Source organism: Leucobacter soli (assembly GCF_042659205.1).
GTDB lineage: Bacteria > Actinomycetota > Actinomycetes > Actinomycetales > Microbacteriaceae > Leucobacter > Leucobacter soli.
Genome location: NZ_JBHSRW010000043.1, coordinates 1 through 15,151, shown reverse-complemented (window position 1 = coordinate 15,151; position 15,151 = coordinate 1). Strand labels below are relative to the sequence as shown.

Genomic DNA, 15,151 nt, shown 5'->3' with positions numbered 1-15,151 from the left:
ACCTGGCGGGACTGGGTGGCGGGCGCGCGGCTGCGCACGCTGCCGCTCGCGATCGCCCCGATCGCAGTCGGCGCCGGCATCGCGAAGCTCGCCCAGGGCTTCTCGTGGAGCCTGACGCTGCTGGCCCTCGCGGTCGCGCTGCTGCTCCAGATCGGCGTGAACTACGCGAACGACTACAGCGACGGCGTGCGCGGCACCGACGACTTCCGCGTCGGCCCGGCCAGGCTCACCGGCAGCGGTCTCGTGAACCCGAAGAAGGTGCTCGCGACCGCGCTCGTCTGCTTCGCGCTCGCCGCCGCCTGCGGTCTGGTCGCCGTGATCCTCAGCGGTCGCTGGTGGTTCCTCGCGATCGGCGCCGTCGCGATCGCCGCCGCCTGGTTCTACACCGGCGGCAAGCGCCCCTACGGCTACGCCGGCCTCGGCGAGGTCGCGGTCTTCGTCTTCTTCGGCATCGTCGCGACCGTCGGCACGGTCTGGCTGCAGACCGACCTCGAGCTGCAGGAACCGTGGATCGCGGGCGCCGGCGTCGGCTTCTTCGCCGTGGCCGTGCTGATCCTGAACAACACCCGCGACATCGAGACGGACCGACTCGCGGGCAAGCGCACCCTCTCGGTGCGGATCGGCGACCGCGCTTCGCGGATCCTCTACGTCGTCTGCGTGCTGCTGCCGTTCGTCGTGCCGGGCCTCTACTTCATGGTCTACCCCGGCATGCTGCTCGTCTGGTTCGCGCTGCTCGCGACGATCCCGGCCGTCGTCATCACGCTCTGGGCGAAGACGGCGCGCGAGCTGATCCTCGCCCTCGCGCTGACGAGCCTCGCGGCCCTCGCCTACGGGGTGCTCCTCGGCATCGCGTTCGCCTTCTGAGGCCGCGCCCCCGTCCCGCTGGGCGGGCGGCGCCCTGTTCGCTGCTCCGCCCGCGGGCTAGGCTGAGCGGCGTCACTCGAAGGGATCATGACGACTTCTCAGCTCTCACTTCCGCGCGCTCTCGCCCGGCTCCTGCCGTTCGTGCGCCCTGCCCTGCCGCGCCTGATCGGCGGCATCGTCGTCGGGCTCGGCGCCGCCATCGCGAGCCTGCTGATCCCGCTGGTGCTGCAGTGGGTCGTCGACGGCCCGCTCGCCTCGGGCGACCGGGGGCTCATCGTCTGGGCGACCCTGGGCGTGCTGGGTCTCGGCATCGTGGAGGCGATGCTGATCTTCTTCCGCCGCGTCTTGGTGCTCGCTCCGGCGACGGAGGTCGAGTTCGCCGTGCGGCAGCGCTTCTACGAGCGGCTGCAGCGGCTGCCGGTGGCGTTCCACGACCGCTGGGAGTCGGGTCAGCTGCTCAGCCGGATGATGCAGGACATCAGCCTGATCCGGCGGTGGCTCGGCTTCGGCGCGATCCTCCTGCTCATCAACCTGCTCACGATCCTCGTCGGCGCCGTGCTGCTCTTCCGCTGGCACTGGGCGCTCGGGGCGGTGTTCCTGATCTGCTCGCTGCCGATCTGGATATTCGCGTTCCGCTTCGAGCGCCGGTACGGCGCGCTCTCCCGCAAGAGCCAGGATCAGAGCGGAGACCTCGCGACCTCGGTCGAGGAGAGCGTGCACGGGATCCGCGTGCTGAAGGCGTTCGGGCGCGGCGCCTACGCGCTCGGCCGCTTCCGGCGCCAGGCCGAGTCGTTGCGCGAGACCGAGCTGCGCAAGGCCCACGAGGTCGGCCTGCTGTGGTTCTGGTACGACCTGGTGCCGGCGCTGGCGCTGGCGCTCTGCCTGCTGACGGGTGTCGTGCTCGTCGGCCGCGACACCCTCACGGTAGGCGAGCTGTTCGCCTTCTTCGCGATGGCCGCGGCGCTGCAGTGGCCCATGGCCTCGCTCGGGTTCCTGTTCTCGTTCCTGATCGACGCCCGCACCGCGACCGATCGCGTCTTCGAGGTCTTCGACGCCGAGATCACGGTGCAGGATCCCGCCTCGCCGGTGTCGATCGCGGCGGGCCCGGGCCCGGCGGGGGCTCTCGTCTTCCGCGACGTGCACTTCCGCTATCCGGACGCGCGCACGGAGGAGCGCGATCTGATCGACGGCGTGAAGCTCGCCCTGCGGCCGGGGGAGACGATGGCGCTCGTCGGAGCGACGGGGAGCGGCAAGACGACGATCACGGCTCTGCCGACGCGGCTCTACGACGTGACGGGAGGAGCGGTGGAGCTCGACGGCGTCGACGTGCGAGATCTGCGACTCGAGGAGCTTCGGCGACGGATCGGCATCGCCTTCGAGGATCCGATCCTCTTCTCGGCCAGCGTGCGCGAGAACGTGCTGCTGGGGCGCGAGGATCTCGACCCGCGCGGTGCGGAGGCGGACGAGGTGGTGCTCGCGGCGCTCGAGGCGGCGCAGGCCGGGTTCGTCCACGAACTGCCCGACGGGCTCGACACCGAGGTCGGCGAGGAGGGGCTGAGCCTCTCGGGCGGGCAGCGGCAGCGGATCGCCCTGGCCCGCGTGATCGCAGCCGCCCCCGACGTGCTCGTCCTGGACGACCCGCTCTCCGCGCTCGACGTCGAGACCGAGGCCCGGGTCGAGGCGGGGCTGCGCCGCTCCCTCGCGCAGACGACGGTGCTGATCGTCGCGCATCGGCCCTCGACCGTGTCGATGGCCGATCGCGTCGCCGTGATGCGCGACGGGCGAGTGATCGAGGTCGGCGCGCACAGCGAACTGCTGCGGACGAGCGAGCACTACCGGTTCCTCATCTCGACGCTCGAGAGCGAGCAGGTCGCCCGCGCCGGCGGCACGGGCGACCTGTCCGAAGAGGACGGGGCCGGATCATGAGCACAGAGTTCGATCCGGCCGAGCGGGATCCGGCCGGGCAGGATCCGGTCTCGGGTGATCCGACTGCCGACGATTCCGCCGTCGGTCGCGATCCGGTTGCGAGCGATGCCGTCGCGAGCGTTCGCGGCACGCGGGGAGAGGATCGTGACACCTACAGCCGGGCCGAGAGCCGCGCGATCCGGAGCCGCTCGCTGCGACTGCTCTGGTCGATCCTGCGCCCGTCGCGCCGGCTGATCCTGCTCACCGCGCTCGTCGTCGTGGTGTCGGCGGCGCTCCGCGCGGTCGGGCCGATGCTGATCGCCGTCGGCATCGACGAGGCACTGCCGCTCGCGATCGACGACGGGGACTGGTGGGCGACCGCCGGCGTCGTGCTTGCCTACCTGCTCGCCGGCGGGGCGGGCGCTGCGCTCGTCGGCTGGTACATCGTGCTCATCGCCCGGCTGACGCAGGCGGTGATGATCGAGCTGCGCACGCGCATATTCCGGCATACGCAGCGCCTGAGCCTCGAGTTCCATGAGGGATACACGTCGGGGCGCATCATCTCGCGCCAGACGAGCGACCTCGAATCGATCCAGGAGCTGCTGGACGGGAGCCTCAACGAGCTCGTCGACGCGGTGCTGATCGGATCCTTCACCGTCATCGCCCTCTTCATCATCGATTGGCGCAGCGGGCTCGTGCTCGTCGGGATGGGACTGCCGCTCGCCCTGCTGATGCGGTGGTTCGTGCGGGCCTCGCAACGCGGCTTCCGGGCGACCCGCGTGGTGAGCGCGCGGCTCATCGTGCAGTTCGTCGAGACGATGACCGGGATCCGCGCGGTGCAGGCGTTCCGGCGCGAGGCGCGCAACGATCGCGTCTTCGCGCGGGTCTCCGACGACTACCGCGTCGCGAACCTCCGAGTGATCAAGCTCTACGGCGTGCTCGATCCCGGCCTGGTGCTGCTCGCGAACCTGACGATCGCGCTCGTGCTGCTGTGGGGCGCCCTGCGCGTGAGCGACGGAGCGCTCGCGATCGGCGTGCTGCTGGCCGCCGTGCTCTACGTCCGCAACTTCTTCGGCCCGCTCGACGACGTGGCGATGTTCCTGAACTCCTACCAGTCCGCCGCGGCCGCCCTCGAGAAGGTCTCGGGCGTGCTCGAGGAGGCGCCGACGGTCACCGACCCGCTGCGGCCGGTGCCGTTGGACCGCGCCCGGGGGGAGCTGCGCTTCGACGGCGTGGACTTCGGCTACGCGGGGCCGGGAGGCGGTCTGGTGCTCTCCGGCTGCGAACTCTTCGTCCCGGCCGGGCAGACCGTCGCGCTGGTCGGCACGACGGGCGCGGGGAAGTCGACGCTCGCGAAGCTGATCGCCCGGTTCTACGACCCGCTCGCGGGGAGCGTCTCGCTCGACGGCATCGACCTGCGCCACCTCGACCCGGGGGACCTCCGGCGCGCCATCGTTATGGTGACGCAGGAGGCCTACCTCTTCAGCGGCACGGTGGCCGACAACATCGCGCTCGGCCGGCCCGGGGCGAGCTCCGAGGAGATCCGTGCGGCCGCGCGCGCGGTCGGCGCCGACGCATTCATCACGGCTCTGCCCGACGGCTACGACACCGATGTGCACAAGCGCGGCGGCCGCATCTCCGCCGGTCAGCGGCAGCTGATCTCATTCGCGCGGGCATTCCTCGCCGACCCGGTCGTGCTGATCCTCGACGAGGCGACGGCCTCGCTCGACCTGCCCGGCGAGCGCCTGGTGCAGGAGGCGCTGCAACGTCTGCTCGCCGACCGGACGGCGGTCATCATCGCGCACCGGCTGTCGACCGTCGCGATCGCGGACCGGGTGCTCGTGATGGAACGGGGCAGGATCGTCGAGGACGACGAGCCCGCTGCGCTGATCGCCGGGGGCGGTCGGTTCGCCGCGCTGCACCGGGCCTGGCTGGATTCGCTCGCCTGAACGGGACGCTCCGAGCCGAGCCCGGAGCGTCCGAGCCCTTTGCCCTAGCCTAGGCCTCCGGGTTGCGGCGCGCGGGATCCTCAGTGCCGTCGGCAGTGATCCCGGCCGCGGCGCCGGTCTCGGCTCCGCTTTCGGTTCCTCTGTCGCGCCCGCTGCCGGGCCCGCTGCCGGTATCGGCGTCGGGGATCGCCCCGGTCGCGGGTTCGGGTGCGGCGTGCGCCGCATCCAGCGCCTCGTCCTCGACGATGTCGTCGGCGGTGCGGTTGCGCAGACGCCAGTCGTAGATGCTCTCCGCCGCGGCCTCGCGCGGGCGGGAGAGCAGGATCACCGAGAGCGACACCGAGATCAGCGCCGCTGCGGCGCTGGAGATCAGGATGGTCGGCCACTGGCCGATGCCCCCGAGCGGGAGCAGGATCATGAGCGCGGCGAACGGCACCGCGAAGAACGCGAGTCGCAGCAGCGTGTAGACGATCCAGGCGGTGCGGTGATTCACGACGCCGAGTCTAATCGACCGCGCCTGAGCGGAATCCGAGGGCCGGGCGGGGTCCCGCGCCTCAGTAGATCTCCGCGTGGGGCATGTCCATCATGGTCGCGGCGGCCGCTTCGATATGGGCGATGCAGCGCTCCCGCGCCAGGTCGCCGTCGCCCTGCTCGAGCGCCTCGACGATGCCCTCGATCTCCCGCAGCGAGCGCGCCGGGCGTCCCGGCATGGTGAGCGAGGTCGCCTGCACGAGCTTGATCCTTCGGCTCAGGCCCTGGAGCAGCCGCTTCACCTCGTGGTTATCCGCACCCTCGTAGAGGACCTCGTAGAAGAGCTCCTTCTGGTCGAGCATCTGCAGGGGGTCGTCCTGGTAACGCGCCATCTCCTGCACCGCGGCGCGGAGCCGGATCCGCTGCTCCTCGGTGGAGTGCTTCGCGAAGAGCTGGCAGGTGAGGCCTTCGAGCTGGGCGCGCACCGCGTAGATCTCGCGGACCTCGCGACTCGAGAGCCGCTTCACGACCGCGCCCCGGCCGGGGTCGACCTCGACGAGGCCCTCGGTCTCGAGCTGTCGCAGAGCCTCGCGCACGGTCGTGCGGCTCGCGGTGGTCGCCTCGCAGATCTCGCGTTCGATGAGAGGGGTGCCGGCCTTCAGACGGAGGCTGGTGATCCCGTCGCGGAGGTACTCCGCGACCTGCTCCCGGACCAGCGCGGGAGCACGGGTGATCGGTCGTCCGGGGAGGGACGACGGTTGTCTGCTCATAGATGCCACCCTAGCCGAATCGCGGGGCGCAGCCGTGCAGAACGGCGCGGTCCGGCAGTCGACGGCCTCGCCGGTGTCGTCGAACTCGGTGTCGAATTCGGCGTCGAAGTCGGTCTCGAAACGGGATCGAGGTCGCCCCTTGCGCCGATATGCAAGCTGTTGTACGTTGTATGACAGCAGTCGAAGAGCAGGGTCTTCGACCGGCAGCGGCCCCGCCGGTCACGGCGGAACCAGATTTCAAAGGAGAGCTCCGGGTGACCACTTCCATCGATCCGACCACGTTCCGCCAGGTCCTGGGCTCCTTCCTCACCGGCGTCACGATCGTCACGACCGTCGGAAGCGATGGCGAGTACCGCGGCATCACCGCCAACTCCTTCACCTCGGTGTCCCTCGATCCGCCGCTCGTGCTCTTCTGCATCGGCAAGCAGTCCTCGAGCTGCGAGGCCTTCACCGAGGCCGAGGGCTTCAACATCCATATCCTCAGCGCCGAGCAGCAGGGACTCGCCCGCCAGTTCGTGCGCGGCACCTCCGAGGAGAAGTTCGCGAATGTGCCGATCACGACCACGGAGACCGGTGCACCTCTGCTCTCCGGCGTCGGCGCGTGGCTCGCCTGCCGTCGGCACCAGGTCGTCGATGCCGGTGATCATTACATCCTCATCGGTGAGGTGTACGCGTGCGAGGCGCAGGACTACCGGCCCCTCGGCTTCTTCCAGAGCCAGTTCCAGACCTTCAGCATGGGCGACGAGATCGCCCAGTACAGCGCACGCCCGAGCGGATCGGTCACGGTCGCGTGGATCCTCGCCGCCGACGACGGGCGGGTCGTACTGCGCCGCAACGAACAGGACGAGCTCGAGATCCCGAAGAACCGCACGGGCTCCACGCGCCTCGGAGACGAATACCTCGCGGGCATGGCCGGCGGCCTCGTCGGCGCCGAAGCCGGCATCGACTTCCTCTTCTCGCTCTACGAGGCGGAGGACGAGCGTCTGGTGCTCATCTACCGCGGCGTGCTCGAAGGCCCGGTCGGCGGCCTCGCCGAGGGCATGGAGCTCGTCGATCTCGAGCAGCTGGGATCGCTCTCGATCGCCGAGACGGTCGAGCAATCGATCCTCCGCCGCTACCAGCGCGAGCGCATCGAGGCGCGCTTCGGCGTCTACTCGGGCTCGCAGGCCGAGGGGACGCTGATGCGGGTGGAGCAGGCCGACTGACGGCCGACCGAGACGACGGACGACGACAGAGACAACGAATCGAAGGTGGATTAGGTGAAGTTTGCAATTGCTACCGACCTCGCGCGGCTGACGCCCGGCGAGACGATCGAGGAGAACCTCGCGAACCTCGTGGAGGTCTTCCAGACCGCCGAGGAGTGCGGCTTCGAGATGGGGTTCGTCGGCGAGCACCACGGGCACGAGTACACCATCGGACCGAACCCGTTCTCGTTGCTGACGTACGTCGCCGATCGGACCTCCACGATCCGGCTGGGGCCGGCCGTCGTATGCGCCCCCTACTGGCATCCCGTCAAGCTCGCGGGTGAGGCCACCCTGTTCGACCACATGTCGGGTGGACGCCTCGAACTCGGCATCGGCCGCGGGGCATTCCCCTACGAGTTCAGCCGGATGGCCGATGGCATCGAACCCGACGCGGCCCGCGAGGCACTTGCGGAGATGCTCCCCGCGCTGCGCGGCCTCTGGGAGGGCAACCACGCGCATCACGGCAAGAACTGGCGCTTCGACCAGACGACCTCCTGCCCGCGCCCGCTCACTCCCGAGGGTCCGCCGATCTGGGTCGCGGCGCGCAATCCCGAGTCGTTCCGCCTCGCGGTCGAGAACCGCGCCCACGTCATGGTCAACCAGCTCGGTCTTGGCTACGAAGAGCTCGTCTCGCTCAACGAGCGCCGCATCGCGGCGACGAAGGAGGTCGACAACGGCTTCGAGCCGCAGATGATGACGCTCCGCAGCACCCACGTCGGTGCGAACGAGGAGGAGGTGCTGATGGCGGCGGAGACCTACATCGAGCACCGCGGCCACTTCGACAATCTCTTCGACACCGGCGGCGAGGTCGTCGACGGCTGGGTCGCCTTCCGGGACCCCCGCCAGTACGGCGAGCCCGCGTGGTCGGATCCGAACATCATCCGGAACAACCAGATGTACGACACCGCGGAGAACATGATCCCGCGCCTCCGCGATTTCGAGGCCGCCGGCACCGACGTGTACCTCTACCTCGTCCCCCCGCGGATCTCGCACGAGGAGCACCTCGAGTCCATCCGTCGCTTCGCCCGCGACGTCATGCCCGCATTCACGGAGGAGAGCAAGTGATCATCCCCAAGCGCAAGACCGACCTCAACGTCCACGTCCGCAACCTCTTCGCCGACGGGCGCCCGATCGTCCTCGTCCACGGCGTGAGCGCCTCGGCGGACTACTGGGGCAAGGTCATCGAGCTGCTGCCCCGTGATCGCCCCGTGATCAGCTACGACCTGCGCGGGCACGGCACCTCGGGCAAGCTGACCCCGCCGTGGACCGTCGACGACTTCGCGAAGGATCACGTCGAGTTGCTCGACGCGCTCGGCCTCGACGACGTCGACCTGGTGGGCTGCTCGCTCGGAGGCATCATCTCGCAGGCGATCACTCTGAACTACCCGGAGCGGGTGCACCGCCTCGTCCTGGTGAGCTCGGTGGCCGGGCGAACGCCCGAGGAGAGCGAGCGCTCGCTCGCACGCCTGCACCGCATCGAGAACAATACGATCGAGGAGATCGCGGAGGAGAGCGTCGTCCGCTGGCACACGCCCGAGTACATCGAGGAGCACCCCGAGGTCCGCGAGAAGGTGCTGGCGCAGCTGCGGCATCTCGACCGCGAGAGCTACGCCGCCTCCTACCGGGTGCTCGCGACCACCGACCACGTCGACCGCCTGGGCGAGATCGCCGTGCCGACCGTGGCCATCACGGGCGAAGGCGACGTGGGGTCCACCGCGCGCATGTCCGAGCTCATCGCGGAACGCGTGCAGAACGGCCGCGCCGTCATCGTCGAGGGAGCGAAGCACAGCCTGCTCAGCGAAACGCCTGAAGTGGTCGCCCGTGTCATCACCGAGCACTTCGCGACAGGCGGCGAGCAATGAGGCCTCAGGAGCTGAGCGCTGACGGCCTGGCGGTGCGCCGCCAGGTCCTCGGCGACGCCTACGTCGACGGCGCCACCGGACCCGACGATCTCATCTCGACGGGCTTCCAGCCGCTCGTCACCAACTACTGCTGGGACGAGATCTGGACCGACGAGACCCTCTCGCTCCGCGAGCGCAGCATCATCGTGCTCGCGATCACCGGTGCGCTGGGCCGCATGGAGGAGTTCCGGATCCATACGCAGGGCGCGATCAACAACGGGCTGGACGAGGCGGAACTCCTCGCACTGGTCAAGCAGATCGCCGTGTACGCCGGAATCCCGGCCGGCGTCAGCGGGCACAAGGTCATGCGCGAGGTGGTCGCCCAGCACCGCGAGCGCACCGCCGCGGACGCCTCGGATACGGATACGGTGGCTGCGGGTCCCGCGGTTGCGGACGCCGTGTCCGCGGAGGCCGTGCGCGAGTCCGCGAACGCGCGCTAGACCCACTCCGACGAACAGACAGCAGACACCCGAGAAGGGAGCGGAAGATGCCGATTCTTCCCGCAGCACCCGAGCAGGCCCCCGCGATGCCGCAGCGGCAGTGGGGCCTCATCATCGACGGCGAGGCCCGCCACGGCGGTCCGCTCCGCCAGGTCATCGACCCCGGCACCGAGCGACCGATCGCCGAGGTCGCGGTCGCCGGCGAGTCGGATCTCGAGGATGCCGTCCGCTCGGCCCGAGCCACGTTCGATGCAGGCGTCTGGCACGAGCTGCCGGCCGACGACCGCGCTCGAGTGCTGTGGCGCATGGCCGACCTCATCGACGAGCGGGCCGAGGAGATCGCCGTCGTCGAGGCCTACAACCTCGGCGCGCCGTACCACGAGATCCGCAGCAATCGGATCCCCGAGGCCGCGCGCGTGTTCCGCTACTACGCCGGCTGGGCCGACAAGGTCGCGGGCGTCGCGATCGATCTGCGCCGTCCCAACGCGCACCTGCATGCGTACACGCAGCGCAAGCCGGTGGGAGTCGTCGGGCTGATCACCTCGTGGAACTCCCCCTTCGGGATGGCCGCGTGGAAGGTCGCCGCCGCGCTCGCCGCCGGCTGCAGCTGCGTGCTCAAGCCCTCCGAGGTGACGCCGCTGACGGCCATCATGATGGCCGAGATCGCGCTCGAGGCCGGCCTCCCGGCAGGCGTGCTGAACGTCGTCATCGGCGAGGGCCCGGAGATCGGCCGCGGGCTCGTGGAGCACCACGACGTCGACAAGGTCTCCTTCACCGGCTCGACCGCGACCGGCCGCGCCATCGCGCTGGGAGCGCTGGGCAACCTGAAGAAGGTCACCCTCGAGCTCGGCGGGAAGTCGCCGGTCATCGTGTTCCCCGACGCCGATGTCGACGAGGCGGCGAAGGGGGCGGCCGGCGCCATCTTCTCGAACGCCGGGCAGGTCTGCACCGCCGGGTCCCGCCTGCTCATCGCCGACGAGATCTACGACAGCGTGATCGAACGCCTGATCGGCCACGCCGGCGCCCTGAACGTGGGGTACACGTTCGACGAGCGCTCCCAGATGGGACCGGTCGCCTCCGAGCGCCAGTTCGAGACCGTCACCTCGTTCATCGACTCGGCCGTCGACCAGGGCGCCAGCATCGCGACCGAGCGCTTGAGTGCCGAGCGCGGCTACTTCGTGTCGCCCACCGTCATCACGGACGTGACGCCCGGCATGTCGGTGGTACGGGAAGAGATCTTCGGCCCCGTCGTCGCGGCGATGCGCTTCAGCGGCGACGAGACGGAGGCCGTGCGACTGGCCCACGACTCCCGCTACGGCCTGGCCGCATCGGTCTGGACCACCGACGTGAAGCGCGCGCATCGCGTGGCGAACCGGCTCCGCGTCGGCCGCATCGGCATCAACGTGCATGCCGGCCCCGATGTCACCATGCCGACCGGCGGGTACAAGGAGTCCGGCTGGGGTCGCGAACTCGGACCGAACGGCATCGACGAGTACCTCGAGACGACTTCGGTCTTCACGAAGCTCTCGTAGCCCGGACGCCGCCCCGCCGCAGCCGGCCATTCCCAATTCCCGACCGCTCCCGATCGACCCTGGAGGTGACGCGCAGATGACCGATACCGATCGCCCCGACGGCTGGCTCATGGTCGTCGACATGCAGTTCGCGTTCAGCCGCCCGGAGAGCCGCTGGGGCATGGAGTCGTACGACGCCGTGCGCGCGGCCGTCCGCGAGCTCGTCCCGCTGTTCGGCGAGCGGGTCGTCTACACCCGCTTCGTCCCACCGACCGAGGGGACCGGCAGCTGGGCGCCGTACTACGAGAAGTGGAGCGAGTTCACCCGCGCCGAGGCTCCCCTCCCCGACGGCAGCGGCGACGGCATCTGGGACATCGACCTCGGCGAGGTCGGGGCGGAGCACGTGCTCGATGCCACGACCTTCTCGAAATGGGTGCCCGCGGAACTGCCCGCCGGACTCCGGGAGAGCGGCACCCTGTACCTCGCCGGCGTGGCCTACGAGTGCTGCGTCCTCGCCACCGCACTCGCGGCGATCGACGACGGCATGGAGGTCCACGTGATCGGTGACGCCGTGGGTGCGGCCGACGACGCCATGCATCGCGCGACGACCGCGATCCTCCGCGGGCGGGAGCCGCAGCTGACGATCACCGACACCTCCCGACTCCGAGCCTGACCCCGTACCACGACCACGATCCGACCGACCACGACTCACACGATGAAGTGAATGGAGAAAGAAAATGAAGAACCGAATCAGCTTGAACACGCGCCTCACGCGCGCCCTGGCGGCCGGTGCCGCCGTGATGCTGCTCGCCACGGCCTGCGCCGGGTCGAACGGCGGCTCGACCGGCGGCGACGCCGGCACGGATGAGCCGACCACCGGCGGCACCCATGCCGTGAACGAGGATGCGCGCGCTCTGCTCCCCGCGAGCGTCCGCGACAGCGGCACGCTCAAGGTGGCGACGTCGCTGACCTGGGCCCCGTTCGACTACAAGGATGAGAACGGCGAGGCCACCGGCATCGAGATCGGCCTGATGGAGGCCGTCGGCGAGGTGCTCGGCGTGAAGATCGAGGTCACCGACATCGACTGGCAGTCGCTGGTGCCCAGCGTCGCCAACGGCCGCTTCGACGTGTCCATGAACCAGCTCGAGGACACCGAGGACCGTCGCAAGCAGGCGCAGTTCGTCCACTACTACAAGGATTCGATCGCGGTGCTGACGAAGGCCGGTGTCGACATCGATCCCGAGAATCTCTGCGGACACCAGATCGCGGTGACCCAGGGCAGCAGCCAGCAGGGCACCGTCGAGCGCATCAGTCAGGAGTGTGTCGACGCCGGCAAGGAGGCGATCAAGGTGGAGGTCTTCGCGGAGAGCGCCGCGACGATCCTCGCCGTGCAGAACAACCGCGCCGAGTCCATGCTGATGGGCAAGGCGAGCGGCGTCTACCTGCAGCAGACCGATGCCTCCGACCTGCAGGTGTCCGAGGGCTACGTGCCCGGCACCGAGGCGCTCACCGGCCTCGTCGTCGAGAAGAGCAATGACGAGCTCGCCGCTGCGCTTCAGGCTGCGCTGCAGACGCTGCTCGAGGACGGCTGGTACCAGGAGTACCTGGGCACCTACGGCGTCGAGAGCGGTGCGCTCGAAGAGATCACCATCGGCAAGGGTTGAGCCGTTCAACCAGCACTCCATGAGGTAAGACGATGAGTTCCAGACAACAGATACTGAGATTCGAGCCCGGCACGAGCCACGTCGACACCAGACGCGTGCCGCGGCTGAACGTCGCTACTGCGATCGGCGCTCTCGTCGTCGTGTTCGGGGCGGTGTGGCTGGCCTTCCAGCTGGTCACCAACCCCGGATTCGAGTGGGATGTGGTCGGGGAGTACATGCTCAACCCCCACATCCTCAACGGTGCGTGGATCACGATCCTGCTGACCGCGCTGACCATGGTGTTCGGCACCATCCTCGGCATCATCCTCGCGGTGATGCGGCTCTCGGGGAACGCCGTGCTCGTCGTCACGTCCAGCGCGTTCGTGTGGTTCTTCCGGAGCACGCCCGCGCTGGTCCAGCTGATCTTCTGGTACAACCTGGCGAGCCTGTTCCCGATCTTCGGCCTCGGCGTGCCGTTCGGGGGGCCGAAGTTCCTCGAACTGGACACCAACATGCTCATCACCTCGTTCACCGCGGCCCTCCTCGGGCTGGGCCTGAACGAGGCGGCGTACATGGCCGAGATCGTCCGCGGCGGCATCCTGAGCGTCGACCCCGGCCAGAAGGAGGCCGCGATGGCACTCGGGATGAAGCCGCGGCGCACCCTGCTGCGGATCATCCTGCCGCAGGCCATGCGCGCGATCATCCCGCCGACCGGCAACCAGGTCATCGGCATGCTGAAGTACACCTCGCTCGCCAGCGTCGTGGCCCTCGGCGAGCTGCTGAGCGCGGCCCAGGACATCTACAACCGCACCTATCAGATCATCCCGCTGCTCATCGTGGCGTCGATCTGGTACCTGATCATGACGACCGTGCTCAGCGCGATCCAATCGAAGATCGAGCAGCACTATTCCCGCGGTGACCGTCAGGTGCAGACCTCGGCCATCACCGAGAGCATCAGGACCGTCGCGACACGCGTGCGCGGTCAGAGGGCCGCGGCGGCCACAAGCCGTCGAGGCCGGGAGGGAGCGCGATGAACGCCGAGACGACGCAGGACGCGATCGTGCCGATGATCTATGTCGACCAGCTCCGCAAATCGTACGGGCAGCTCGAGGTGCTGAAGGGGGTGGACCTGCACGTCGATCCGGGCGAGGTCATCACCATCCTCGGCCCCTCGGGCTCGGGGAAGAGCACGCTCCTCCGCTGCATCAACTACCTAGAGAAGCCGGACGGCGGCGACGTCTACGTCGACGGCGAGATGATCGGCTACGTCAAGAAGGGGCACCACCTGCAGGACGTCTCGCCCGCCGCTCTGGCGAAGCAGCGCGCCAACGTGGGGATGGTGTTCCAGTCCTTCAACCTGTTCCCGCACATGACCGTGCTCGACAACGTGATGATCGGGCCGATCGAGACGCTCGGGAGGAAGAAGCGCGACGTCCGCCCGCTGGCGCTCGACTACCTGCGCCGCGTCGGCCTGGCCGAGAAGGCGGACGCCTACCCGCGTCAGCTCTCCGGCGGGCAGCAGCAGCGCGTGGCGATCGCCCGAGCGCTCGCGATGCAGCCGAAGGCGATCCTGTTCGACGAGCCGACCTCGGCCCTCGACCCCGAGCTGGTCGGCGAGGTCCTGCGCGTGATGCGGGACCTGGCGGACACGGGCATGACGATGGTCGTCGTCACGCACGAGGTGGGCTTCGCCCGTGAGGTCTCGGACCGCGTCTACTTCATGGACGGCGGGCGGGTCGTCGAGACGGGCACGCCCGCGCAGGTCATCGACAACCCTCAGAATCCGCGCACGCAGCAGTTCTTCCAGTCGACATGAGCAGGCGGAGGATCGTCGTGACGGAACGGATGCGGTGATGGCGCGCATCGACTGGATGAAGATCGGCGGCGGGTTGCTCGGCGACATCGCCCGGTTCCCGCGATTCACCGCACCGGGCCCCGCGGGCGGGGCCCGGGCGGTGCTGATCGGCGGATCGCACGCCGACGACGTGCTCGGCCCGGAGGTGCTCCGCGCGGTGTACAAGGAGGCCAAGCAGGGCGGGCTCGGTCTCGAGCTCGTCGGCTGGCCGGTGCTGCCCGGCTCCTACGGGGCCGTGCCCCGCGGCGGCGGCCACGCATCCGGGCTGTCCGCCCGCATCGACGCGGTCGTCGAGAACTCGTACCCGGGCGCGGACGCAGTCATCCATCTCGTCTCCCCAGGGGACGAGATGGAGGCGGCGCCGTACGCGCTCGTGCCGAGCCGCCACCGCTTCCCGGACGACGCGGCCTACGAGCGGAGCGTCGCGCTGGCCGCGGCGCTCGGCACGTCCTACGGGATCGAGGATCGGGATCCGCACGGCCTCGAAGCGGCTGCGGCCCGGACCGGGGTGCCGGTGGTGCGCGTCGTGGCCGGTGTGCGCCGATCCGCAGGCAAGGAGCAACGGGCGGATCTCCGGCAGCGGCTCGGCTGGATGCTG

General features: G+C 69.5%; 15 protein-coding genes. 13 read left to right on the top strand and 2 right to left on the bottom strand.

Annotation, left to right across the window (positions count from 1 at the left end):
• The 3 genes from ACFPZL_RS04790 to ACFPZL_RS04780 form a co-directional block, all read left to right on the top strand.
• Window positions 1-864, top strand: an 864-nt coding sequence (locus ACFPZL_RS04790; RefSeq protein WP_382334788.1) for a 1,4-dihydroxy-2-naphthoate polyprenyltransferase, incomplete at its 5' end; no start/stop codon positions are given.
• Between the two features lie 87 nt (window positions 865-951).
• A complete protein-coding gene (locus ACFPZL_RS04785; RefSeq protein WP_218115818.1) occupies window positions 952-2,790 on the top strand; it encodes an ABC transporter ATP-binding protein in 1,839 nt (612 codons plus the stop codon).
• Entirely contained in the window at window positions 2,787-4,718 is a 1,932-nt protein-coding gene (locus tag ACFPZL_RS04780) for an ABC transporter ATP-binding protein (protein WP_218115816.1), read from the top strand. The genes ACFPZL_RS04785 and ACFPZL_RS04780 overlap by 4 nt, the downstream gene beginning before the upstream one ends.
• A gap of 49 nt (window positions 4,719-4,767) precedes the next feature.
• Here ACFPZL_RS04780 and ACFPZL_RS04775 read toward each other — a convergent pair whose 3' ends face one another.
• Together ACFPZL_RS04775 and ACFPZL_RS04770 are read right to left on the bottom strand one after the other, a co-directional pair.
• Window positions 4,768-5,211, bottom strand: coding sequence for a DUF4229 domain-containing protein (locus tag ACFPZL_RS04775; protein WP_218115814.1), 444 nt, complete (start codon window positions 5,209-5,211; stop codon window positions 4,768-4,770).
• 61 nt (window positions 5,212-5,272) lie between these two features.
• Complete coding sequence (locus ACFPZL_RS04770; RefSeq protein ID WP_218115812.1) at window positions 5,273-5,959, bottom strand: GntR family transcriptional regulator; 687 nt, start codon at window positions 5,957-5,959, stop codon at window positions 5,273-5,275.
• A gap of 254 nt (window positions 5,960-6,213) precedes the next feature.
• Here ACFPZL_RS04770 and ACFPZL_RS04765 point away from each other — a divergent pair, with 254 nt between their 5' ends.
• From ACFPZL_RS04765 to ACFPZL_RS04720, 10 genes are all read left to right on the top strand, one after another.
• Window positions 6,214-7,164, top strand: a complete 951-nt coding sequence (locus ACFPZL_RS04765) for a flavin reductase family protein (RefSeq protein ID WP_218115810.1) — start codon at window positions 6,214-6,216, stop codon at window positions 7,162-7,164.
• A gap of 54 nt (window positions 7,165-7,218) precedes the next feature.
• Window positions 7,219-8,268 carry an LLM class flavin-dependent oxidoreductase gene (locus tag ACFPZL_RS04760; RefSeq protein WP_218115808.1) on the top strand — a complete coding sequence of 350 codons (1,050 nt, stop codon included), beginning with the start codon at window positions 7,219-7,221 and terminating at the stop codon, window positions 8,266-8,268.
• The gene (locus tag ACFPZL_RS04755) at window positions 8,265-9,065 is read left to right on the top strand and encodes an alpha/beta fold hydrolase (protein ID WP_218115806.1); all 801 of its coding nucleotides are present in this window, start codon (window positions 8,265-8,267) and stop codon (window positions 9,063-9,065) included. The genes ACFPZL_RS04760 and ACFPZL_RS04755 overlap by 4 nt, the downstream gene beginning before the upstream one ends.
• Window positions 9,062-9,544, top strand: a complete 483-nt coding sequence (locus ACFPZL_RS04750; protein WP_218115804.1) for a carboxymuconolactone decarboxylase family protein — start codon at window positions 9,062-9,064, stop codon at window positions 9,542-9,544. The genes ACFPZL_RS04755 and ACFPZL_RS04750 overlap by 4 nt, the downstream gene beginning before the upstream one ends.
• A gap of 47 nt (window positions 9,545-9,591) precedes the next feature.
• Window positions 9,592-11,076, top strand: coding sequence for an aldehyde dehydrogenase family protein (locus tag ACFPZL_RS04745; protein WP_218115803.1), 1,485 nt, complete (start codon window positions 9,592-9,594; stop codon window positions 11,074-11,076).
• A gap of 76 nt (window positions 11,077-11,152) precedes the next feature.
• Window positions 11,153-11,728, top strand: a complete 576-nt coding sequence (locus ACFPZL_RS04740; protein ID WP_218115801.1) for a cysteine hydrolase family protein — start codon at window positions 11,153-11,155, stop codon at window positions 11,726-11,728.
• A gap of 64 nt (window positions 11,729-11,792) precedes the next feature.
• Window positions 11,793-12,719, top strand: coding sequence for a transporter substrate-binding domain-containing protein (locus tag ACFPZL_RS04735; RefSeq protein WP_218115799.1), 927 nt, complete (start codon window positions 11,793-11,795; stop codon window positions 12,717-12,719).
• 32 nt (window positions 12,720-12,751) lie between these two features.
• Window positions 12,752-13,732, top strand: a complete 981-nt coding sequence (locus tag ACFPZL_RS04730; RefSeq protein ID WP_218115797.1) for an amino acid ABC transporter permease — start codon at window positions 12,752-12,754, stop codon at window positions 13,730-13,732.
• Entirely contained in the window at window positions 13,729-14,514 is a 786-nt protein-coding gene (locus ACFPZL_RS04725) for an amino acid ABC transporter ATP-binding protein (RefSeq protein ID WP_328798029.1), read from the top strand. The genes ACFPZL_RS04730 and ACFPZL_RS04725 overlap by 4 nt, the downstream gene beginning before the upstream one ends.
• 37 nt (window positions 14,515-14,551) lie before the next feature.
• A partial coding sequence (locus ACFPZL_RS04720; RefSeq protein WP_382334784.1) for a M14 family metallopeptidase occupies window positions 14,552-15,151 on the top strand: 600 nt, incomplete at its 3' end.

What these genes read in the sequence shown, in the direction of transcription:
- ACFPZL_RS04785 (WP_218115818.1), top strand. Translation starts at nt 952, where the DNA reads ATGACGACTTCTCAGCTCTCACTTCCGCGCGCTCTCGCCCGGCTCCTG.
- ACFPZL_RS04780 (WP_218115816.1), top strand. Translation starts at nt 2,787, where the DNA reads ATGAGCACAGAGTTCGATCCGGCCGAGCGGGATCCGGCCGGGCAGGAT.
- ACFPZL_RS04770 (WP_218115812.1), bottom strand. Translation starts at nt 5,959, where the DNA reads ATGAGCAGACAACCGTCGTCCCTCCCCGGACGACCGATCACCCGTGCT.
- ACFPZL_RS04750 (WP_218115804.1), top strand. Translation starts at nt 9,062, where the DNA reads ATGAGGCCTCAGGAGCTGAGCGCTGACGGCCTGGCGGTGCGCCGCCAG.
- ACFPZL_RS04745 (WP_218115803.1), top strand. Translation starts at nt 9,592, where the DNA reads ATGCCGATTCTTCCCGCAGCACCCGAGCAGGCCCCCGCGATGCCGCAG.
- ACFPZL_RS04740 (WP_218115801.1), top strand. Translation starts at nt 11,153, where the DNA reads ATGACCGATACCGATCGCCCCGACGGCTGGCTCATGGTCGTCGACATG.
- ACFPZL_RS04735 (WP_218115799.1), top strand. Translation starts at nt 11,793, where the DNA reads ATGAAGAACCGAATCAGCTTGAACACGCGCCTCACGCGCGCCCTGGCG.
- ACFPZL_RS04730 (WP_218115797.1), top strand. Translation starts at nt 12,752, where the DNA reads ATGAGTTCCAGACAACAGATACTGAGATTCGAGCCCGGCACGAGCCAC.
- ACFPZL_RS04725 (WP_328798029.1), top strand. Translation starts at nt 13,729, where the DNA reads ATGAACGCCGAGACGACGCAGGACGCGATCGTGCCGATGATCTATGTC.